Here is a 22,478-nt window from a genome sequence, read left to right as displayed (position 1 = left end):
GCAGTGAAGCTTAGCCATCTAAGTAAGCTGCTCACAACACAGAACAGGGAGTGCTCAAAAGCATCGAAGACAGCAAAAAAATCACGAAAGATCAACACGCCCTAAAAATGCATCACTAAATTGAGTCAATAGTTTCGGCGTCCATGCTCGCTTACAAATAACATTTGTTGTTAATGATTAAACCGTAAGCATTGATTTTGAGGGCTCCCATTCTTAGTCCCGTCGCCATAGTAATGACATTCAGGATTGAGTGTTGTCCCCGTACATATAATCTTCCCGCCATCGCATGATGGTAAACTAACGGATGTTCCCAGCATCATGTACATAGTAAGATTACGCCCAGAGACACCTGTTATGTATGTGTTAAATGGATTAGTAAACCAACCCGTAGATTTGTTATCGTAACAATCTTCAAGCTTACAATTACCAGTATCTTCTGAGTAGTAGCCGACATAATTAACCGACATTGAGTAACCTCCTCTGTTATCAATCTCCACGTTGTCGGTTTGCGCTTTTTTAATACTTAACGGCACAATTCGGGTAAAAAGGTTATCTCCCTTAATATTTATTGAATAATTATTGGCAATAAGGGGGTGAGTATCATCTAGCTCAAAACCCACACTACATGAGCTACCAGAGTCAAGAGACTTGAAGTTACAAGTGTTTTTGCTGATTATACTGTCTAGTTTAGGGTCGACCTCAACACTAAAGTTAGTTACGGGATAGTCAAGTTCATTTGAAAACAAAACTTCAGTCTGTGGCTGAGAGGCATCTAAATTGACAGATTGAAGGGATGAATCCCCTCCTAGCTCACTGACTCTAATTGCGGGTTGATTGGTAAAATAAACAAACCTATTTTGATATTTTACCTCGCTCTCTCCAGCTTCTGTATAAGCAAACTTTACGTTGGAATGTTGAATAGGGACATATAGCCCCGTCTTAACTTGATAATCAATCCGACAACTGGATAGTTTGTCTAGTTTGATACTTTGATCACCAGGTGTTGTATGAGGTAGCACACAGCCTGGTATGCCGTTTGAATCTGGAGGACTATGAAATATGCCATAATTAGTATAATAAGGATAATATGTATATAAAGAAGAAATATCGTGACCAGTATAATTAGTAACAGTTAAATGCCCTTTTATCATTTGATTTAACTCTAAATCACCTATAGTTTCTGTATTAGAATCAACTACAGCTAAACCTTGTTCAGGTGGCAATTCACCAAGTACTAATGGCAGTACATAACTATCCACATCGTCTCCGGACACATGCAAAGCAAAACGCCCAACTATTGATGAAGCGCTACTATTAAGATTAATAACTAAATCACAATAACCACCCAATGCATCTAAATTTACCCCCTCACCCATACACGTTCCATTCAAAGTAATCGGCACATGTTGTTGCTGAGGCTGTGGAAATACCAAGTTAAAATTATGTACCGTAGCAGCACCAACATTAGTAAATCGAATCGTTTCTGATTCTCCTGGTTCAATATCTAGCTCGTGATAACCCTCTAAATGCTCAATATCTTGGTTTCCATACGGTGAGTGGGCTATCACATTTCCTCTTGATGACAACAATAACGAAAGCGTACTTTCATCGGTAGGTAGAGAATCAGGGTTGTTCAAACTCAATGTGTAGTGAGCACTGTTGGCATCTGCCGGGATATGATAGGCAAGAGTGCAATGTCCTCCGTCATGCAATGGTATCGCATTACTTGACAAACACCCTGTATCAGCAAAATAGCTACGCAATAGACTGCTATTGTCACTTCCGTTTAAAAAACTTATTTTGGGTAAAAAAGTGTCATTTGAAGCCGAAATATAAGCAACATCAATAGATCCACTATCTCCAGCATTTAAGTTTAATTCTGAAATCACGTTGCCAGCATTTTCAAACTGCAAATGCGAGGGGGGAACCGGGAGATCTACGTTAAAGTGAAAATGAGTTGGTACATCTCCGAAAGGGCCGTGTACGGTAAAACCAACGTCAAAACTTTCATTTATTGCTGACGTGTTGGTTAATTTTCTAAAGTCATAAGAAAGTACGCAATATTCATTGGCGTCAGCATTCCCCGCGCTAAAATCAACTTTGTTGACACAGCTTCCAGTAAAAGCCGCTTTTAAACTTTCAGGTATGTCAATATCGTTGTTGATTTCATTGGCATTAATCGGGCTATTATTTTGATTTTCAAAAAAAACAGAACCGTGGTCAGCTAAGTGATTAAGACTGAGGCTGGTTAAGTATTGTAATTTGTTATTATAATCACGAGCAAAGGCACTTAAATACATAAATGCGTCTTCGCAATGAAAACTGTCCCCTCCGGTGCAAACTCCGATTTTATTATCATTGAAAAACAAAGCAAAATTATTTGAAAAATCTCTATCACCAAGTCTGGTTTGTATTTTTTTTAATCGAACGTTAGCGTCACTGGGTGCGTCATAACTGTCTGGATTTGTTGCTTCATCTGATGGAAATGAATCAAAACGGGTAAATTTTTTGGGACTTTTATAGGTGACCCAGTATTTTCCATCAAACTGCGCAACCGAGGCGACATCGGGAGCAAGGGGCGTTTTGACTATTTCTTGTGAGTTATCAGAGAGTTCTCCACTATTTCCTTCCAATAGGGCTGAAAATGGATATCTAGGACTTGTTTCTGACGAAACATTCTTAAATGCACCAGCTCCTATTAAGGTTTCAGAATGAGCTGAGTCACCGCTCTCTAATGAAAAGGCAGGCAGATATACTTTTGGATAGCTGTATGAAACAGGTACGCCCCCTTCCATTTTAAAATTAAAAAGTTGTCCGTATTGGTTTGAAGAATCATCCAAGCTCTGGGATACAATGAATCGAGGGTTAGAGTTAAAGTTGTCCAAGCTTGAAGCCTTAGAACGCCTGAGATCTAAAATCTTTCCAGTATCAAGAAAGTTAGGAATTTTAACAACTGTCGATGTTGGTGTAATTACACCAAACTCATTTGTTTGAAAACGAAATAAACCATCGTAACCTGCTTCAGTTATATAAACAGTCGAAGGCACACCAATTTTGCCATCTGAAGCTGCACGATAAGGTAGTACTAATCCATCAATATATTTAGTTTCACATGACCTCAGCTTACCAAAAATCAGGCTGCACTCTAAAATGCTAGAATCGCCAGTATTTAAAATCTCAATCACATTATTGCTGATAGTTAAAATATCATTCGGCAGTGATAAATCAGGCAACGCCATTGCAGGATTAAAAACAAATATTAATAAGCAGCATAACAAAGTGCTTAACTTCATTCCAAACTCCAGCAAATTCAACTTATACACTGTGTCGAACTTACCGAATGCCAATCGAAAGCGCTAATAGTTTATAAACATATAAAAGAGTTATCTTCTCTAAAACTTCAATGGATCTTAAAGTACCAAGAATAGCTTAAAAACTCCCTAGCTCCGCACTATCACGAGTATGTATTAATTAACACTCTTGTTATATACCAAGCATTGGTTCTGTGGCGAGTTTGTGTCATTACTTCCATCACTTATATATTTACAACTGGGGTTTAATGTTGTACCAGTACACTCTATTTTACCACCATCACACGATGGCATAATGACAGATAACCCTGCTACCATATTTAATTGTAGCTTTCTCCCAGGTAGTGCAACAATACTGGTGCCAAAAGGATTGGTAAACCAACCGCTTTGTGCATTAGCATAACAAGAGCCTGATCTACAATGAGGATCATTCCCGGCTTTATTCGGGTAGAAGCCGGTATAATCAACAAACATGGAATACCCACCACGATTTTCGACAGCAACTCTATTCATTGGTGCTAAGGTAATAGAAATTGGAACAATTCTTTGACCTAAATTGTCAGCAAAAAACGAAAGTTTGTATTGACCAAAAGAAGGTGAGCTATCACTTAATATAAATGTGAGTTTACACGTTTCGTCTGCCTTCAATGTTCTTCCTTGACAATCTTTTATATTTAAAATACTAGAGAGTTTGTCATCCATACCAAATGTTAGGTTCTTTACGGTATAACCCGAATGATTAGTCAGTATCACAGGAAGAACAGGATGAGATGCATCCAATTTGATGTTTTGCATATCATCGTCCGGAGGAGAAAGATTCAAAATTAATGCATTTTTGTTAGTTAGATGTAATTTTTGCGTTTCTGTCATTGTTTGGATATTTGCTTCGTTGGGATAACTGAATTTGATATCAGCATCTGGATTCTCAGCCACTATATCTTGCCCAAGAGTATAAGCAATCTCACAACTCCCTAGTTGATCTAGTGAAATATGGTAATCCCCTGCGGCACCATCTCCTTTTATGCAGCTGGGTAAGACACCGCCTTTATCTTCATAAAAGATACTGCTATTAGTTTTGGTGGAATAATAAGTAAGATTAAGCTCAGGTAAAGTGATGGTTAAATCATTTAAAGGGTAACCTGTATAGTTTGTAACCTTTATGTAGCCTCGTGACAGCTGACTAATATTCAACGTACCTTGTAAATTTGTATTACCATTAGAAACTCCAATCCCTTTATCGAAAGGATACTCACCAAGAGTTACGGGAATATCATAACCAGTATAATCATCGGCTGAAAGCTGAAGCTCATATTTGCCATTTACATCAGCAGTTGATGCTAACTCAAGAGTTAAATCACAGCTGCCATCTAGTGGTTCTAAATCAGGGTGAGTAGTACAACTTCCAGAAAGAGAAAGTGGTATCGGTACACTTGGCTGAGTAAACTTGACATTAAAGTTTTCAGCTAGCACAGCACCAAGATTAGTAAAGCGAATGGTGGTTTTATCTCCTGATTGCAGATTTAACTGGTGCAAACGATTTAAAGTGGCATTATGTTTATTGTCATAGGGGCTATGAGCAATAATATTGACTGATGATTCAACATGAACAGACAATGTACTCAGTACATCAGGTATGTCACTTGGATTATCAAGTTTTACGCTGTAGCCTGAATTATTGTTCGCAGCGGCTGGAATTCGATAACTCAAAGAACAATGTTCACCAGAGCTTAGCTGAGGGGCTGTTGCAGACAAACACCCCGTATCAGTAAAATAACTTCTTAAAAATTCACTATTTTGTCCATTATTCAAAAATGTAAATTGTGGTACTTTACTGTCATCAGTATCACTGAGATAGGTAACATCAATGCTACCACTGTCCCCAGCAATGAGGTTCAACTCAGACAAAGAATCTCCATTTTGTTCAAATTGAAAATGCGGAATACTCGTTGGTAAATCAACATTGAAATGAAACGTGGAGGGAACCTTACCAAACGGGCCAATCACATTAAAGCTAACATCAAAGCTTTCACTAATAGGTTCAATATTAGTCAGTTTGCTAAAATCGAAATTCAACGTACATGTGTCGTTACCTGTCGACGCTTCTGCTTCTTTTGCAGAAAAATCCACTTTATCAAGGCAAGTACCACTAAAGGCCGCTTTTAAACTCGTAGGGATGGTAATATCACGGTGTATTTCATCGGCATTTAGAGGGCTGTAATTGATATTACGGAAAATAACAGAACCGTGGTCATTCAAACTTTTTGAACTGAACTCTGATTTAGGAATTGCATTACTGTCATTCAAAGAAAATACGGTATCAATATATCTAAACGCATCGTGGCAACTCATGTTGTTTCTACCAGTAAAACGACAAACACCTACTTTATTTTCATCTGCAAACGTAATATAGGTTCCTAGATAGGCATAACTTCCTGCTCCCATTGATGCATGCAAGCCTCTTGCCCTGATATTGGCATCCAATGGTGCATCGTAATCTGACTCATTCCAAGGTTTCTGGTTCGGATATTCCTCCCAATCAAAAGCCGACCACTTTTTGGTTTTATTATAAGAAACCCAATATGCTCCCCCTAACTCAAATATAGAATTAGCACTTGAAGGTAGAGTAAAGGGTACGGAAGATGCTGTTCCGCCTTGAACACTTTGTTCAATGAGCTCCCCATTATCTTCACGAACACTACCACTAAAAGGATAAAAAGACCCTGATGATGTTAAGGAGCCTCCAAGTTGACCTGCTCCTACTAATTGATCGAATGCTACATTTCCAGAGGGCGCTATCGTGAAAAAGGGCAGATTAAGATCTAGCCAGTGACTCCTAACTTCTTCTGGTTTAGTACTATCCAAAAATAATTCTACAACTTTGCCGTAGTTACTCCCTTTATCCTTTGCACCCACTGAGATATAGAATTTTTGCTCTGGCTTATTGTTGTATTCGTCATATACGTTGCTTGTGTCCATATCAAGTATATTGCCAAGACCTGCAATGTATGGAGGTAAAGGAACGGCTACAGCACTGGTATTCGGTTTCAGCGTCCCTGTATAGTTTGCCTTGTAACCAAATAGGTTGGCTGTTCCTTTTTGGGTAACATAAACGGTTGGAGTTCCATCTGATGGAGAATAAGCCACCCCAGCAAGAAAAGGAGCGGTAAGACCATCAATTGTTATCGATTGGCAATTTTGAAGCCTTGCTTCAACGAGTTGGCATTGTAAAATAGAATTGTTACCCGCATTCGTAATTTCAACAATGCTGTTCCACATACCAACGTTGAAAATATCACTTGGCTGAGAAAGTGAAGGTAATGCCATAACGGAATTAGAAATAGCAAGCGCCAGGCTACCAAACAAAAGATGGAGTTTCATGAGTTAGCTTCTACCAAAGTCTCTACTTTTGTAAAAGTTAAACAACTCGTAAAGTGATAGCTAATAGTTAATTGTCATAATAAAGTACCGACTTGTCTATTGTTAAAGCCCATTTTCAGAAAGTGAGTAGTTCTTTTAAAGAATAATAAACAGCAAGCATAACGCTTTCCAACTAAGGATTACCACTTGCAAATCAGACAGTTGAGCAAAGAAACTAAATCTCTCCCTCACTCCCTCACAGCCAGATTTTATGAAACTAAAAATACTCAGCCTTGCTTTTATAGGCTTCAGCAATAAACTCAATCAGCATTTTAACTTTTGGTGCTTGATGCTTGGTAAATGGATAAACGGCATAAACACCTAAAGAGCGAGCTTTAAAATCAGGAAGTAACTCTATAAGCGCACCGCTTTGTAAATCTTCATACACACAACACTTTGGTACATACACAATGCCATGCCCTGCTATCGCTGCTTTTCTTAACGCTTGAGCGTTATTCGCGGCAAAGTTTCCCTTAATATTGATGCATATTTGTTGGTCATTTTGGGTAAAGCGCCATTCCCTAGCCCCTTTACTTTGATAGGTATAAGCCAAGCAATTATGCTCAACTAACTCATCAGGTGTAGCAGGTAAACCAAACTGCTCTTTATAACTCGGTGCACAACACACTATCCAGTTTGATTGAATGATGGGTTTGGCGATTAAGCTGGAGTCGGTGAGTTCTCCGGTTCGAATGGCGAGATCTTGCCCTTCTTGAATGAGATCGACGAACTCATTTTCTAATCGCATATCGACATTGAGATTTGGGTGGTGCTGGCAAAACTCCATCACAGTTTCAGCTAAGAGTAATTCGCCAGAAATGGTCGGTACGGTCATTTTAATGGTGCCAGTCAATTCACCACTAAAGTCACTGACGGCGCTAAGTGCATCACTGACTTGCTTATCTATCCCCTTCGCGTGTTGGTAAAGAATTTCCCCTGCTTCGGTCAAACGTAATGTTCGCGTCGTTCGATACAGCAGTTGGACTTCCAAACTTTGTTCTAATTTGGCGATTTTTTTACTGAAAGCTGCGGGGGAAATACCTGCAAGTTCAGAAGCTTTCTTAAATGATTTCGCATTGACGAGTAATGCAAACAGTGCCAATTCATTAGCATTTGCCATTCTATTATGTGCTTTTTTGGAAATAATAAATTAATTACATCACTATATATTAATAATGATTTTGAGTATAGATTGTGACGATTCGTGAACAAGATCTCAAAGCGGCAGAATATTTGAATTTGGTCGCACAGCATCTTCTTTATCAGTTGCTCGGTGAGATTAAGGAAATGTAATGAGCCAATTAAATAGCCAACACTTACGCAATTATCCGCAAAAGCCTAAACAAGTCTACCTGTATGGCACTTGTTTAGTAGATACCCTCTTTCCCGATACGGGCATGGATGCGATTGAGTTTCTTGAGCATCAAGGCATTGAAGTGATCTTCCCTCAAGGACAAACGTGTTGTGGTCAACCGGCCTATAACTCTGGTTATCAAGATGAAGCAAAAGCGGTTGCACTTCAGCAGATAAAGCAATTCCCTTTAGATATCCCAATTGTCGTTATTTCTGGTTCGTGTGGTGGCATGATGCGTCACCATTATTTAGAACTTTTGGGTGACGAGCCCGAAATAAAAAGCTTTTGTGATCGCATTTTTGAATTTACGGAATTTCTTGTTCATTCGCTGCATATCAAATTAGAAGATAAAGGTTCGCCAGAGCGTGTTGCGTTACATACATCTTGTGCAGCTAGGCGTGAAATGGGCGTGCATATCACAGGTAATCAGTTACTTGACCAATTAGATAATGTTGAAGTTATCAAGCACGATTACGAAAGTGAATGTTGCGGCTTTGGCGGTACGTTTGCTGTAAAGCATGCCGATATTTCAGCTGCAATGGTTGGAGATAAAACCAAGAATTTACTTAATGCTGATGTGGTGCGCTATGTGAGTGCTGACCATGGATGCATGATGAATATCAATGGTTCGTTAGAGTATCAAAAACAATCCCTTCGTGGTGAACACATTGCCAGTTATCTGCTTTCACGAACGAAAGAACAAGGTGGCTCAAAATGTTGAATATTCATGAGCAAGAAAGCAAGTATGCCGAGTCTGCCAGAAAGTTTAGAAAAAATGTGGATCGTGATTTAGCTAATCAAGAGCTACGCAGCAACTTCCGCGGCGCGATGGATTACTTGATGGACAAGCGTAAAACCGCCTTTCCTGAACAAGACGAACTTGAAACCCTCAGACGCCAAGCCCAGCTGATCAAGCAACGTTGTTTGCTTAAGTTGCCACATTTACTGGAAGAGTTAGAGCAAAATCTCACCAAAAATGGCATTCATGTTCATTGGGCTGAAACACCAGCTCAAGCTAATGAAATGATCGCTCAGTTGATTGCCAGCAAAAAAGGCAAAACCGTCGTTAAAGGTAAGTCTATGGTTTCAGAGGAAACCGCCTTAAATGATTACCTTGAGCAACGTGATATTGAATGCCTTGAATCGGATATGGGGGAGTTTATTGTTCAACTTGCGAAAGAACACCCTTCCCACATCATCATGCCTGCCATTCATCAAAATAAAAAGCAGGTCGCCGATTTATTCTCGGGCAATATTAACGATTTTGAGCACACCACTGATGTTGATGCGCTCATTCAACAAGGTCGTAAAACCTTACGAGAAAAGTTTTGTAATGCCGACGTCGGTATTTCAGGGGTAAACTTCGCGGTGGCTGAAACTGGAACGCTTTGTCTAGTTGAAAATGAAGGTAATGGTCGTATGTGTACGACGGTGCCTGATTTACACATTGCCATTACGGGGATTGAAAAAGTCGTTGAGCATATGGCTGACATTCCCCCCCTGCTAAGCCTGCTGACCAGAAGTGCAACGGGGCAGATTATTTCGACCTACTTCAATATGATTTCATCTCCTCGTAAAAAAGGCGAGAAAGATGGGCCAGAAGAAGTACACCTTGTTCTGTTGGATAACGGACGCAGCCAAGCGTTTGCCGATGATGAATTAAGGCAAACCTTACAATGCATTCGTTGTGGTACGTGTATGAACCATTGTCCTGTATACACCCGCATAGGTGGTCACGCCTATGGCACGGTTTATCCGGGACCTATTGGTAAAATTGTTTCGCCTCATATGCTCGGACTTGAAGCCACCAGCAATTTACCCACGGCATCCAGTTTATGTGGCGCTTGCGGTGAAGTTTGCCCTGTAAAAATCCCGATTCCCAAATTGTTACTGCGATTACGTAAAGAAAGCGTGAAGCCTGAATCACAGCAACCCGTGATTATGAAAGGCCAAGGCAGCGGTAGAACAACATTAGAAGCCAGTATTTGGAAAGCATGGTCACTGGTTCACAAAGTACCGGCATTGTATCGATTATCAATGTTTATGGTCACGCGCTTTCGGTTCCTTATACCCAACAAACTGGGTGGATGGACAAGTGTGAGAACCGCACCTAAACCAGCCGCGAGAACTTTGCATGAACGCTTGAGAGAACGGAAGTAGATCTATGAGTACCAAAACTGAATTGCAACAACTTAGCAGTAAGTCAAAATCGAGCATTTTGGCAAAGTTAAAAGCACAAGTATCTGGAGCAGATTACAGTAAGTTACCCGTTGAAATGGCTTATGAATACCCAGAACTTAGCCATCAGCAGCAATTGGAATTATTTACGAACAATTTAACTGCAAACCATGCACAAGTCATAAATACCTCAAAAGAGAGTATTGAGAGAATCGTTGCTGAGGAATTAAGTAAAAGAAACCTAAATAAAATTCTTATCGGCACCAATTCTGAATACAAAGATGGATTAAGTGCGCAATTAGAAGTGCAAGAGTACGATTTCGATTTACAACAAAATAAACCTTATTTATTCAACGAGGTTGCTGCATCGTTATCGACATCACTGTGCTCAATAGCCCAAACAGGCACTATTGTACTTTGGCCAGATGAAAATGAGCCTCGCACTTTGTCATTGGTGCCGCCAGTTCACTTTGTGATTGTGGATGCACAAAAGCTGTATCCAAGTTTTTCCGATGTGTTAGTTAAGCAAAAATGGCAACAAAACATGCCAACCAATATCGTGTTTATTTCGGGTCCATCAAAAACTGCAGATATTCAACAAACCTTAGCTTACGGTGCCCACGGCCCAAAAGAGTTGGTTGTCTTATTAATAAACGTCTAATTCACATTTCTTTGTCTTACATCATGGGATTTGGATCACATTTTTGATTCAATCCCATTCCGTATTTCGTGCAGGAGGCAATGAATAGGCAAACAAGCCGGAGTTAAGAATGAATATAAATCTCAAGCTGCAATTGGTTACTATTTTGCCGCTTATCGCAGCTCTCAGCGCAGTACTTATTGTCACTCAAGTCGAGTACCAATCTCTTTCTGAGCAAACCACTAATGAATACCAGCGTAGTGTAATTAATCATCGTAAAGAAGAATTAAAAAATTACATTGCGCTTGCAGAAGGTGCAATCAATCACGTCTACCAAAACCCCAACCTCAATGAAAAACAAGCACAAGAATTGGTAAAGCAAATTCTTAACGATATGCGATTTGGTGAAGATGGATATTATTTTGCCTATAAACTTGATGGTACTAACCTTGTGCTTCCCAACCAACAGTGGCGAGTCGGCAAAAACTGGATGGACATGGAAGATCAAAATGGCGTTAAAATCGTTAAAGGCTTAATCGATCAAGCAAAACAAGGTGGTGGTTACATTCAATACGTATTTAACCAACCATCTAAAAATGGCGAAGTTAGTAAAAAGCTGGCTTACTCAACCTTTCTGGATAAATGGCAATGGATGTTGGGAACAGGCGTGTATCTCGATGATATCGATCAAGAAGTCGCAACACTAAACACCAATATAAGCGAACACATTCAAAGCACATCAATTTTTACGCTTGTCATCGGTCTGTTCTCAATTATTACCATCTTCATCACAGGTCTGTTTATTCGCTTTAGTGAGCGTAAATTGGCGAACAAAAAGCTAAGACAACTTAATGAGCGTATATTTCAAACTCAAGAAGAAGAGTGCAAACGGGTTTCCCGCGAACTGCATGATGGCATCAGTCAAACCATTGCTGCTGCGAAGTTCTCATTGGAAACCGCATTATTAAAGCAGCAAAAACAAATGTCGGCAGAACAAGAATTAGAACGTTCGATGGAGTTGATCAGTCAAATTATGGGAGATATTCGTAGCATCTCTCACCAGCTTCATCCCGGTGTACTTGAAGACTATGGTCTGGGGGCGGCATTAGAAGAACTCGCGCGCGACTTTTCTAATCGTACGGGAATTGAAGTCAATGTCACGCGTTTGTCGATACGCAATATTCTCTCGCCCAATGTGAAAACCACTTTATATCGCATTGCTCAAGAAGCATTAACCAATGTTGAAAAGCACGCCAATGCTTCAAAAGTGAACTTAACACTCAAATTAACTCCGGGCTGGTTAACATTAACTATTGCCGACAATGGCAAAGGCTTTAACCATGCAAGCTATGAAAATAGCGATAACAACGAGAAACGCACTGAAGGCATTGGTTTGCGAAACATGAAGGAACGCTTGAGCTTTTACTACGGCGAACTGCAAGTGAAATCGAAAGAAACGGGAACCAAGGTGATTGCAAAAATTCCTCAAGATCAACTGAGATACGTAGCAAACAACGCAAGTGAAACACCCTCAATAGGTGAACAAAATGTATAAAATTTTATTGGCAGACGACCACCCTCTTTTCCGTGAAGGTCTTAGAGCAAGACTCAGCCTCGAAGACGATTTAGACATTACTGCTGAAGCCGAAAATGGTAAGCAAGCGTGGGAGTTATTAAATAATGATGACTTTGACTTAGTGCTAATGGACATTAATATGCCGGAAATGGATGGCATGTACGTTTTAGAATTGATCAAAGAACAAAACATCGACTGCAAAGTGCTGATGCTAAGCATGCATGATGATAAGGAATACATCCTTGGCGCCATGCGTCATGGTGCCAATGGCTATATTCTCAAAGACGTTCCCGGTAATGAGTTGATTGCCGCTATTAAAAAAGTGATTTCAGGTAAATCGTATTTTAGCTCTGAAGTAACAGAAATCTTATCCAACGAACTTTCGGGTGAGCAAAAAGCCATTCTGACCCGCCGTGAACAACTCGTTTTACGATTGATTTCTCAAGGACTGAGTAATAAGCGAATTGCTCAAGAGCTGAATGTCAGTGTCAGAACCATCGAAACTCATAAACGAAATATCAAACAGAAATTGGATATTGAAACAACTATTGGTTTGGTTCGTTACGCAATTGATTATGGATTGGATAAGTAATATTAAATTTGGCCTTGCTCTGTTGGTCGTTAATACATACAGAGCAAAACTACTGAATGCAAATTGCTGCAAAACTAAAAAATTTAAATTCACCCTGCTTACAACTTCAATCTAACACCCAAAATCAAGGTTAAACCTTTCTTATCGCAAAAATGAATTCTCATTAACTTTTCTGTACTTACGCTCAATTAATCATCATAAAGCAAGTAACTTAACCTTGTTGAGCAAAAATATTATGGCAACTTCAGTAACGTCGACTGAACTGAATTCATCATTTACTCAGGCGGCTGCAAGAAATAAATTATTACAGCAAAATATATTGAATGAAGATGATTATATTCAGGTTCCACTTTCCGTCAATCAAAGCTTATTTGAATCTTACTGTATGCAAAACAGAAATCCAGAGATGACGAATCAACTGGAACTATTCAAACGTAATATTAAGGAATATAGCTTTTTGACTATCGATGGTGATACATCAATGGTGCAAAGTGTTGCTATGCTCAACTGGATTATCTGCCAACTTGTATCAAATTATGTCGATGATAACGTTAAACAACTGGTTTTAACTCGATTTAATACTGAATTTTCTGTGCACCCAAACAACCCAAAGGGACTTGAGCAAGCCACCATTGTTTTAATTTATCATCTATTAGAGCCAAAAGAACTGGTTAATAAGTTTCATCAGCAACAACTAACAATTATCGCAAAAGCCTTTATTGAAGAAACAAAAAGCAATTTAAGCATCGAGCAACTAACATCTTGGTTACAGCAAAATCTTACTGCCGAGTTCTGTTTCTTACAAAAAACCTCAAAAAAACCAGCAGTAAATCGTTCTGAATATCTATCACCAAGCCATTCAATACGATTAAGGGAACTCACACAGTTTGTTTTCTCTCTATCAACACAAACCATCCTGCTCGAACAATTTCAGCGACAAAATCCTCAAAAACTGAAGTGGAGAGAAGGAATGGCTATACAGTTTACAGATCCAAAAAAATCTTGTGCTGATGGTCAAGAAATGACTGAGGCTAGACATTTCTCTACACCTAAAAGTAACGGTTCTTTCTTATTGCTGCCGTTTGTGAAAGATGAGCTCTTAGGTGAACATAAGACAACAGATCCCATTTGTGGCTGTTTTTATTGGGAAGTCGTTTGTTTGAATAATTTAATTTATTTACAACGTAATAGTGAGAAATTAGATTTTTTCGGTTCTCAATTTATTTCTGAAATTGCATGGAGTAGCCTTGCTCCCAAGGCTCAATTAGATATTGCCAACCAAATGATTTGCAGTACAGAAGCCCCAAAGCAAGCTGAACAAACCTATTGCCAACTAGTAGAAAACCAAGACATAGCTGAAGAAGTTAAAAAAGCGATAAAAGTGACATTAATTCAAAAGCTGTGTTGGTGGCAAAAACAGTCAGAATTAAATACTGAAATAAATGGCATGTTAACAGCATCTGATTGCTCTCAACCATTTTTTGAAGCCGCCTTACTGAGTGAACTCGAACCACAAGTTTGTGCTCGACTAATTTCTACATCTATGGCAAGAGGTTCAACCTATTCAAATCATCCTGCATTACAAAATGTAGCTATTATTGAGCAACTCGATGATGACATATTAAGAAAATTATTAACCGAAAAAGCACAGCAGAATTTGATTATAGCCTCCATTGAAGCCAGAAATTCTATATTACTAAATAAACTGTTATCAATTACGGATGCACAGTTTACGACTAAAGATAATAATACGCCTTTACATCTTGCTGTGATGAAAGGCGATAGAGAGTGTGTAACCCTCCTATTAAAATTTGGTGTATCACTACGAAAAAGTAATAACGAAGGCTTTATGCCGCTACATCTGGCCATTATTCATGGTCATGAAGACATTGCAAAGATGTTAATAGAGCACAACAAAGCTTCCGTGTCTTATATCAGCGTTGATGGAAAAGCACGGTTACCAATGCATTTAGCTGTTATCTACGGCAGAACTAAAACATTAACTTATCTACTACAATCAGGTGCTATAAAAAACACAAATGCTGTCACCAAGTCTGGCGAAGATATGGTTCATCTCGCCATTACCCATCATAAGTTGAAGGCACTTTCAGTGTTAATTGAGCATGATGTTTCACTTGAGAAATACGCTGATGTACCTGCACCGCAACGTAGTTATGACTTGCCACGAACACCTATTCAACGAGCAGTTGAAAATGGCAACGATGAGTGCTTCGAACTGCTATGGCATGGTGGAGCAATTAGACACTTTGATAACAATAGCTTATTTGAATTAGTAAAAGGTGGTGTAATCAAGAAAAGTTCAGGCATAGATGGAAAAGGTGAATATATCATCAATACATTAATTGATAGTCAGTTTATGACCGAACCTCAAGTACTGGCTATTGCACTTAAAGCCAAAAATTCACAGGTTGTACAAATTATTCTTAAAAGAGTGGCTGATAAGGCAAAATTAGCAACCACACTATTCGAAAATACATCAATAATGAGTATTGCCTTAAAGAACGGGAACTGGAATTGTGTTAAGGCATTCATGAATGCAACATCAGGTGGTGTACATACTGTTTATTATGATGACGAATTGAAATGCGAAACAACCCCATTAATCATTGCAATCAATAATAGATGGTCTCATCTAGTAAAAGAATTGATAAGATTAGGTGCAAATAAATCAGACAGTATTGTTTATCGAGGGAATGCCGACTGGCTCTCTACTGGGACAACCTATACGGCGGAAGCTATGGTAAAGAAATTTAATAATCCAAGGATGAGCAAGGCAATAGAGGGTCTTGAATAACACTCCTTCTTAATTGGTATAACCACTGAACAAGGCCCGCATTCAATTGATGCAGGCTTTGTTTTTAATTACTAAAATAAGCTAGTTTCCATAAACCACAGACGGCAACCACAGCGCAACATCAGGGAATAGAATTAATACCCCAAGACCTAATAATTGCAGTAGAATAAACGGAATAACGCCTTTATAGATATCCGTTAGTTTGATTTCTGGAGGGCATACGCCTTTTAAATAGAACAAGGCAAAGCCTACTGGTGGTGTTAAGAATGATGTTTGCAGAGTTACCGCAATCAGCATTACAAACCAGACTAAGACAGGTTGATCTAACCCAGCACCCTGTGCGATATTGAAATCCAGCTCGCCAATTACAGGTGCAAGTAACGGTAATACAATTAAAGTGATTTCAATCCAATCCAGCAAAAATCCTAGCAGGAATACGATCCCCAGAATAACCAATAACACACCGTAAGGGCCAAAAGGTAACCCTGTTAAAAAGCTCGTAATTAGCTCATCACCACCAAGTTCTCTAAGTACAAGCGAGAAAATGGTTGCGCCAATAAAAATCGCAAAAATATAAGCTGTAGTTTTGAACGAAGACATCAACACTTCGTGGAACACTTTAAGATTTAACTTTTTATTCACTGCCGCCAAAATAGTTGCACCTAAAGCCCCTACTCCACTGGCTTCAGTAGGCGTTGCAATACCAGCAAAAATAGAGCCTAGTACAGCAACAATTAACACAATTGGCGGAAAGATGGCGTTGAATACTTCTTTAAGTACATGCCAATCAAACGGCTTTCTGTCTTCTGGCGCTGGGGCTACGTCTGGCTTAAAGAAAGACAAACCAAGAATATAAACCAGATAAACGGCCCCCAGCATTAACCCAGGAAACACTGCAGCTGTAAACAAGTCACCAACCGACAAGGCTAACTGATCAGCCATGATCACCAACATAATGCTAGGTGGGATCAAAATACCCAAACAACCTGCACTGCATACAATTCCTGTAGCGAAAGTCTTAGAGTAGTTTTGACGCATCATGGCAGGAATCGATAACAAGCCAAGCAATACTACTGAAGCTCCGATAATGCCTGTTGATGCCGCAAGGATGATACCGATTAAGGTAACTGTAATACCTAAACCACCACGAACTCGGCCAAACAGTTGCTGCATAGCCATCATCATGCGTTCAGCAACACCAGATTTATCCAGCATTAATCCCATAAAGATAAACATGGGCAATGCCACCAGCACCCAGTTTTCCATTAATGAGAATATTCGAGAAACACTGATGCCAAGTACATTCAAATCAAGGCCAGTAAAGGTATCCATGTAAATGTCTGACCAATAGCCAATAGCGCCAAATAGGATTCCAACACCAGCCAATACATAAGCAATCGGAATACCGGTAAACAAAAATGCGATAAATGTCAGGAACATTCCTATGACGAGGATTTCATTGAATTCCATTACTAGGCCTCCTTCTCTGTAAGGGCGATAAAGTTACGGATCAAACGACTGGTAACAGCAAGTGTCAACATGATGAAACTGGCAGGAATAGCAGCTTTAATTAACCAGCGAAAAGGTAAACCTAGAGGAGAAGATGAACGCTCAGACAATGCAAAAGAATCTGCAACATAATCAAAACTATTAAACAGAATCACATAAATAGTTGGGAAAACAAAAAATACTGTTCCAAAGATTTCCCACTTAATCACAGTCTTAGGCTTTAAGCGTGATGCCACCACATCAACTCTTACTTGAGAATTTGTGATTTCAGCGTATGCAAGGCCAAACATGATGCCAATCGCGTACAAATGCCATTGAATTTCTTCGAAAACAATTAAACCATTGTTAAAGCCATAACGCATGATGACGTTACATATAATGACAGCAATTAATAAGGCCGATGACCAACAACTTACAGCAGAAACTTTTAGTACAGCTTGTTCAAAAATATCAGCTAATTTGATGAAACCCGCACGAGTAGTACTGGTAGTATGGGAATTTGAATTAGTCATACATCCTCCTAATTCAATTTTGAGAGTGTACTGCTCTTAAAACATCAAAGAGCAGTACAAGGGGTGATAAAGGAATTAAAGGTTAGGCTTGACTCGTGGTAGGAAAGCATTGGCTTCCCATAAGTCATAATCTTTACGGAATTGCTCAAGATCAGCGTAGATACGTTTGAACTCAGGGTCAGCATTAGATTGCTCAGCAACGACTTCTTCCCACTTCGATTTGAAGGTATCTAGCATCTCTGGTGACCAGTACTTGTTGATTACGCCACTTTTCACGTTCTCTTTGATTACTGGTGATTGGATTGCTTCGCCATAAGCGAGTGCATCTAAGGTTGCTGATTTACAAATATGTTCAATCACTGACTGCTGACGGTCGCTCATTTTGTTCCAAACTTTCTTATTAATGATCAGCTCCATCATTGTTGCTTGTTGGTGCCAACCAGGGAAGTAGTTGTATTTAAGAACCTTTTTAAGGCCAATACGCTTATCAACAATCGGCATTGAGAACTCAGTTGCATCAATCACACCTTTCTCAATCGCAGGGAAGATTTCACCGCCCGGTAAGCCTACAGTGCTTACACCTAGTTTTTCCATCACTAGAGCACCTAGACCAAAGAAACGCATCTTAAGACCTTGAAGATCTTCTGGCTTGTTAATCTCTTTTTTGAACCAACCTGATGTTTCTGGTGGTAATACACCACAAATTTGTACTTTTACATTCAGGTTATTCTTGTCATAAAGCTCTTGGTGTAATTTATTGCCATTACCTTGATAAAACCATGCTAGATACTCAGGCGCTTCAGGGCCAAATGGGATTGCAGAGAAAAGGCGAGCAGCAGGAATTTTTCCACTCCAATTTCCTGCTGTCGCAAAACCGGCCTGAACTTTACCGGTTGAAACCGCACCCAAAATTTCTTTCGGATTGACCAGCTTGTTAGGTTCATAAATTTTCATGCGTAAGCTGTTGCCACTTAAGGTTTTAATGTTATCGGCAACATATTTAATTGGAGAGCCTAAGCCCGGCAATACCGTGTTGTAATACACAGGCGTTTTAAGCATGATCTTCTTTTCGGCGAACGCTGCTGTTGAAACACTCGCTGTTGCCAACGCAGTCATGATCAGTAATGGTAGCTTTTTCATAATAAAATCCTCTGAGCCTATGCGTTACAGTGAGTACTTATAAGAAAGTTGTAGATAATTCGAATCGGCTGATTCTGTTTTGTATTGGCCAATTTCAATACCAACCGTTGTTTTTGGGTTGATGCTTTTCAGAAGGTTAATGGCAATATGAGAGCGGTCGGTAGACTTACCATCTTTACCGATTTGATCGTCAATTTTTAATGCGCCGTAATAAATGTTTGAACGATAACTGTCATTCCAGAAATGACGATAAGCAACGGTATAAGCCTGAACATCATAGATTTTTCCGTCTATGTTATTATCGGCAATGTTTGCAGCAGGACCGGTATAACGCCCAGGACGTCCACCGTTATATGAAAAGCGGAAATCATCTTTACCAAAGGTTTTGATACGACCACTGATGTTATAGGCAAATTGAGTGCCGTCAGCTTTAGTAACATCACCACCGTTATCCAAATTACGAACAAGACCCGCTAACGCTACTTGTCCCCAATCACCTTTGAACGTATAACGAGCAACTGCATCAGGAATTTTTTGGCTTGTACCGTCTTGGGTTGACGGGTTTTCTAGCGCAAGTTCAAGCCCGCCATTGGTATATCGAACTTGAGTTTGACGAACGAAGACTTGAGCAACATGTGCACCACCAAAATCTAAAGCCTCTGCAATAGAGACAAGTGGCATAAAGGTTGACCATGTTTGACCCACTAACCACTCTTTGTGTTGTACGTAGGCGTGGCGAAGTCTTAACGAGTGACCGCCTGTAACGGTTTCATTGGCACCTGTCGGTTGTTGGTCATCATAGAAGTCCCATTCTAGGACGGCTTTGAAATCGTTGTAATTGTATTTGATATTAAAACGAGACTCACGAATATTCAGTCTGGTTTCATCGGTATCTTTTTTTACCCCGTTATTTGCAATCCAAAAATCGCGGTAGGCTAAATCTCCACTCACACTTCGAAGATCCGCTTTAAAATAACCGCCTAAAGATACGGACTGTTGATCATTAATTTTGAGGGTATAGTCTGCAAAAGAAGAAGCCGAGAATAACGCCGACAACACTAAACCAGATCTTATTATTGTAGTTTTCATATTGGTTACCTGTAGTTGTTGAAATCAGCCTTATGGGTTTAAAAATTTTGCTCAGGCTTATTTCGTTTTTTTACAGGCAATACAATAGAAAACTTATGAACGCAGGATAATCCGCAAACACACGTATTTTTTCTACGTGTTTACACTTAGAAGATACAAAATGGGCGATTTATATTGAATGTTCTGGAAGCAGATGATTCTACTCTAGGGGGTGTTCCCAATTAGATTTTTGATTTGCGGCTGTTAATTTCGTGGTTAAACAAGGCGGAAAATGTGCGGTGTAGTTACTACCGACATACACAACTGTCGTTACTTCGTTTCTACATAAACATTTAACAACGCAGTTTAAACACTAAATAAACGCAGCCCTACGGGTTACGACTAAAATTCGCAAACTATTCGTTACTCATCTTTCGTTTAGTTCACTAAACTTCATTCTTCGTGCCTTGATTTTGCGAATTTTAGGCTGTAACAAATCAAAAAGTCATTAATTAGGAACGCCCCCTAGTGTTATTACGAATGTGAAATCAGCTTACCTGTATGCCCGAATGTCGCTTCAATTGAAAAGAAAAAATTTAGCGCAGGGTATTTGTAATATTAGAAATAACGACCTTGGGCAGGAACCAAGCACTTATTTATCTTCAATAATTGACAAGAATCGTTAGTCTTGTCGCTAAATTCAGTAATATCCCACTATTCAAAAATGTTTAAATAGGAAATCTTACTTAATGAGTTCCCTTTTATTTGGTTAAGTTTATTTAACTATTAGAATGATAAGTACTGGCATAAGATCAGTCAATCATTCAAAAAGTTAAAGAAGACTTTTGGCTATACAACCTACTGAACCAACCTTAGCATTTGATTTTCATTATGATAGCGCTGTGCATTTTGATGGAAAAAAAGATGGCATTATAATTGCCCACGAACACTTTTCTCCTACTGCACAAACCATCCTTAATTTAACTGGACTGCTCGCAAATCAAAAACTATATCAAGTCAAACACTATCATTGCCAGTTTACTCTCTTGTATTTAGCAGCATTCAACACCTCAAATCGTCAACTAATATCGTGCTCAGCGACGGTTACTTTCAACTTATTACAATACCAAATAATTCCAGTTTCATTTACCTATAAAGAGTGTAATGACGAACTGAGAGGTGAAGTAACAATAAAAAAACTTATGGACTGGGTAATTGCTGAGCTCAATAAGTCGATACTCTCACCAACGATATTTCAGGCACTTGAGCAAGTAGATTTCATGACCTTTGTTGTTCAAAGCGATGCCGCGAGGTCTACAGCCACAAAAAACCAGGCATTCGTAGACCACTCTATTCTTTCCCTTAATGAACTGCAGGATAAAACTATCCAGCGATTTAACACAGACAAAAAAACGTGCTTTGCTTTGGATTTAGACGAAGTCCTTATAAAAGCAACTTTGATCCAAGAAAGTTATTGCTTTTCGCCTGTAGAACCTAATATAGGAAATATTATTGCAGAGCTAGCATCAACTTTTAAAAACTCATTCTTTGTAATTATCACTCACTCTCCAATCAAGGTCTTACAAGTTAAACTCGAATCTCTTCAAATGGTGAATCTTGACTTTAAATTATTTGAAAAAATTTTAACTAAAGCTGATGACGAATTTCATTTCAAGCACTTTGGGCAAGCGAACAAAGGAAAGCAATTAAGGAATTACCTCAACAGTGCTCACCCGGATTGTGAGCAAATAATTTTTGTTGACGATCAATCACACAATATAGAGCTTGTAAAACAAGAGTTTGAAGATAAAGTTATGACATTCCAAATGCTTGCAGGTGTTCCACATCGGTTACAGTATATCGCAGATAATGGTTTTGAAGGTTCGCTATTGAGTCTATTTGAGTCCAAAGACTATGGTAATGAAATTATAAGTTTAATTGAATATATAAGAATAATAAGTCAACGAGCAGATTTGAAAGAACTCAAAGAATTATAAGATGGTACCCGAGGCCAGACTTGAACTGGCACGCTGTTACCAGCGAGGGATTTTAAATCCCTTGTGTCTACCGATTCCACCACTCGGGCATCTTGAGTGCAACTGACTAATGCAGTTTAATTGTGGAGGCGCGACCCGGAGTCGAACCGAGATCGACGGATTTGCAATCCGCAGCATAGCCATTCTGCCATCGCGCCGATAATCAAGAAATTGGAGCGACATATCGGGTTCGAACCGATGACCTATACCTTGGCAAGGTATCGCTCTACCAACTGAGCTAATGTCGCATTTCTTAATCAGTCTTGGTTTGCGGTAGCTCCCCTTGACTTCGGATTGGCATTCTACGGATTTGCTCGAAGCTGTCAACAA

14 protein-coding genes and 3 tRNA genes are annotated in these 22,478 nt (G+C 39.3%); 7 read left to right on the top strand and 10 right to left on the bottom strand.

Translation table 11 applies throughout. The features are described from left to right. Positions 1 to 170: 170 nt before the first annotated feature. The 3 genes from D5018_RS08760 to D5018_RS08750 all read right to left on the bottom strand — a co-directional run bounded on the left by D5018_RS08760 (position 171) and on the right by D5018_RS08750 (position 7,848). Entirely contained in the window at positions 171 to 3,293 is a 3,123-nt protein-coding gene (locus tag D5018_RS08760; RefSeq protein ID WP_121838632.1) for a hypothetical protein, read from the bottom strand. Positions 3,294 to 3,467: 174 nt separating this feature from the next. Next, complete coding sequence (locus tag D5018_RS08755) at positions 3,468 to 6,689, bottom strand: hypothetical protein (protein WP_121838631.1); 3,222 nt, start codon at positions 6,687 to 6,689, stop codon at positions 3,468 to 3,470. Between the two features lie 256 nt (positions 6,690 to 6,945). Beyond that, the gene (locus tag D5018_RS08750) at positions 6,946 to 7,848 is read right to left on the bottom strand and encodes a LysR family transcriptional regulator (RefSeq protein WP_121838630.1); all 903 of its coding nucleotides are present in this window, start codon (positions 7,846 to 7,848) and stop codon (positions 6,946 to 6,948) included. 172 nt (positions 7,849 to 8,020) lie between these two features. Between D5018_RS08750 and D5018_RS08745 the strand changes: the two genes are divergently transcribed. The 6 genes from D5018_RS08745 to D5018_RS08720 all read left to right on the top strand — a co-directional run bounded on the left by D5018_RS08745 (position 8,021) and on the right by D5018_RS08720 (position 15,883). Beyond that, positions 8,021 to 8,803 (top strand): (Fe-S)-binding protein, encoded by a 783-nt coding sequence (locus D5018_RS08745; RefSeq protein ID WP_121838629.1) that lies wholly within the window; start codon positions 8,021 to 8,023, stop codon positions 8,801 to 8,803. After that, on the top strand, positions 8,797 to 10,242 hold the full coding sequence (locus tag D5018_RS08740; protein ID WP_121838628.1) for a LutB/LldF family L-lactate oxidation iron-sulfur protein: 1,446 nt from the start codon (positions 8,797 to 8,799) through the stop codon (positions 10,240 to 10,242). The genes D5018_RS08745 and D5018_RS08740 overlap by 7 nt, the downstream gene beginning before the upstream one ends. Before the next feature lie 4 nt (positions 10,243 to 10,246). Then, positions 10,247 to 10,921, top strand: a complete 675-nt coding sequence (locus tag D5018_RS08735) for a LutC/YkgG family protein (protein WP_121838627.1) — start codon at positions 10,247 to 10,249, stop codon at positions 10,919 to 10,921. Between the two features lie 109 nt (positions 10,922 to 11,030). Continuing rightward, on the top strand, positions 11,031 to 12,455 hold the full coding sequence (locus D5018_RS08730) for a cache domain-containing protein (RefSeq protein WP_121838626.1): 1,425 nt from the start codon (positions 11,031 to 11,033) through the stop codon (positions 12,453 to 12,455). Next, the gene (locus D5018_RS08725; protein ID WP_121838625.1) at positions 12,448 to 13,068 is read left to right on the top strand and encodes a response regulator; all 621 of its coding nucleotides are present in this window, start codon (positions 12,448 to 12,450) and stop codon (positions 13,066 to 13,068) included. Before D5018_RS08730 ends, D5018_RS08725 begins: the two co-directional genes overlap by 8 nt. 235 nt (positions 13,069 to 13,303) lie before the next feature. After that, on the top strand, positions 13,304 to 15,883 hold the full coding sequence (locus tag D5018_RS08720; protein WP_121838624.1) for an ankyrin repeat domain-containing protein: 2,580 nt from the start codon (positions 13,304 to 13,306) through the stop codon (positions 15,881 to 15,883). 81 nt (positions 15,884 to 15,964) lie between these two features. Here the strand turns inward: D5018_RS08720 and D5018_RS08715 are convergent, their stop codons facing one another. From D5018_RS08715 to D5018_RS08700, 4 genes are all read right to left on the bottom strand, one after another. Next, positions 15,965 to 17,353: a TRAP transporter large permease gene (locus D5018_RS08715; protein WP_121838623.1), complete on the bottom strand. Its 1,389-nt coding sequence runs from the start codon at positions 17,351 to 17,353 to the stop codon at positions 15,965 to 15,967. A 2-nt stretch (positions 17,354 to 17,355) separates the two neighbouring features. Then, complete coding sequence (locus D5018_RS08710) at positions 17,356 to 17,904, bottom strand: TRAP transporter small permease subunit (protein ID WP_121838622.1); 549 nt, start codon at positions 17,902 to 17,904, stop codon at positions 17,356 to 17,358. Between the two features lie 75 nt (positions 17,905 to 17,979). Then, positions 17,980 to 19,044 (bottom strand): TRAP transporter substrate-binding protein, encoded by a 1,065-nt coding sequence (locus D5018_RS08705; RefSeq protein WP_121838621.1) that lies wholly within the window; start codon positions 19,042 to 19,044, stop codon positions 17,980 to 17,982. 24 nt (positions 19,045 to 19,068) lie between these two features. Next, positions 19,069 to 20,133 (bottom strand): DcaP family trimeric outer membrane transporter, encoded by a 1,065-nt coding sequence (locus D5018_RS08700; RefSeq protein WP_121838620.1) that lies wholly within the window; start codon positions 20,131 to 20,133, stop codon positions 19,069 to 19,071. Between the two features lie 881 nt (positions 20,134 to 21,014). Here D5018_RS08700 and D5018_RS08695 point away from each other — a divergent pair. Further along, entirely contained in the window at positions 21,015 to 22,109 is a 1,095-nt protein-coding gene (locus D5018_RS08695) for a DUF2608 domain-containing protein (RefSeq protein WP_165905026.1), read from the top strand. A 2-nt stretch (positions 22,110 to 22,111) separates the two neighbouring features. On the opposite strand, the gene D5018_RS08690 is transcribed toward D5018_RS08695, so the two are convergent. The 3 genes from D5018_RS08690 to D5018_RS08680 all read right to left on the bottom strand — a co-directional run bounded on the left by D5018_RS08690 (position 22,112) and on the right by D5018_RS08680 (position 22,396). Then, a tRNA-Leu gene (locus D5018_RS08690) sits at positions 22,112 to 22,198 on the bottom strand. A gap of 34 nt (positions 22,199 to 22,232) precedes the next feature. Beyond that, positions 22,233 to 22,306 (bottom strand) — tRNA-Cys (locus tag D5018_RS08685). Positions 22,307 to 22,320: 14 nt separating this feature from the next. Continuing rightward, positions 22,321 to 22,396: transfer RNA gene (locus D5018_RS08680), tRNA-Gly, on the bottom strand. Between the last annotated feature and the right edge of the window lie 82 nt (positions 22,397 to 22,478).

The organism is Parashewanella curva (assembly GCF_003675895.1).
Classification (GTDB): domain Bacteria; phylum Pseudomonadota; class Gammaproteobacteria; order Enterobacterales; family Shewanellaceae; genus Parashewanella; species Parashewanella curva.
This window is presented reverse-complemented; position numbering and strand designations above follow the sequence as displayed.

Excerpts from the sequence above, each read along its gene's own strand:
- D5018_RS08760 (WP_121838632.1), bottom strand. The coding sequence starts at position 3,293 with ATGAAGTTAAGCACTTTGTTATGCTGCTTATTAATATTTGTTTTTAAT.
- D5018_RS08755 (WP_121838631.1), bottom strand. The coding sequence starts at position 6,689 with ATGAAACTCCATCTTTTGTTTGGTAGCCTGGCGCTTGCTATTTCTAAT.
- D5018_RS08750 (WP_121838630.1), bottom strand. The coding sequence starts at position 7,848 with ATGGCAAATGCTAATGAATTGGCACTGTTTGCATTACTCGTCAATGCG.
- D5018_RS08745 (WP_121838629.1), top strand. The coding sequence starts at position 8,021 with ATGAGCCAATTAAATAGCCAACACTTACGCAATTATCCGCAAAAGCCT.
- D5018_RS08740 (WP_121838628.1), top strand. The coding sequence starts at position 8,797 with ATGTTGAATATTCATGAGCAAGAAAGCAAGTATGCCGAGTCTGCCAGA.
- D5018_RS08735 (WP_121838627.1), top strand. The coding sequence starts at position 10,247 with ATGAGTACCAAAACTGAATTGCAACAACTTAGCAGTAAGTCAAAATCG.
- D5018_RS08730 (WP_121838626.1), top strand. The coding sequence starts at position 11,031 with ATGAATATAAATCTCAAGCTGCAATTGGTTACTATTTTGCCGCTTATC.
- D5018_RS08725 (WP_121838625.1), top strand. The coding sequence starts at position 12,448 with ATGTATAAAATTTTATTGGCAGACGACCACCCTCTTTTCCGTGAAGGT.
- D5018_RS08720 (WP_121838624.1), top strand. The coding sequence starts at position 13,304 with ATGGCAACTTCAGTAACGTCGACTGAACTGAATTCATCATTTACTCAG.
- D5018_RS08715 (WP_121838623.1), bottom strand. The coding sequence starts at position 17,353 with ATGGAATTCAATGAAATCCTCGTCATAGGAATGTTCCTGACATTTATC.
- D5018_RS08710 (WP_121838622.1), bottom strand. The coding sequence starts at position 17,904 with ATGACTAATTCAAATTCCCATACTACCAGTACTACTCGTGCGGGTTTC.
- D5018_RS08705 (WP_121838621.1), bottom strand. The coding sequence starts at position 19,044 with ATGAAAAAGCTACCATTACTGATCATGACTGCGTTGGCAACAGCGAGT.
- D5018_RS08700 (WP_121838620.1), bottom strand. The coding sequence starts at position 20,133 with ATGAAAACTACAATAATAAGATCTGGTTTAGTGTTGTCGGCGTTATTC.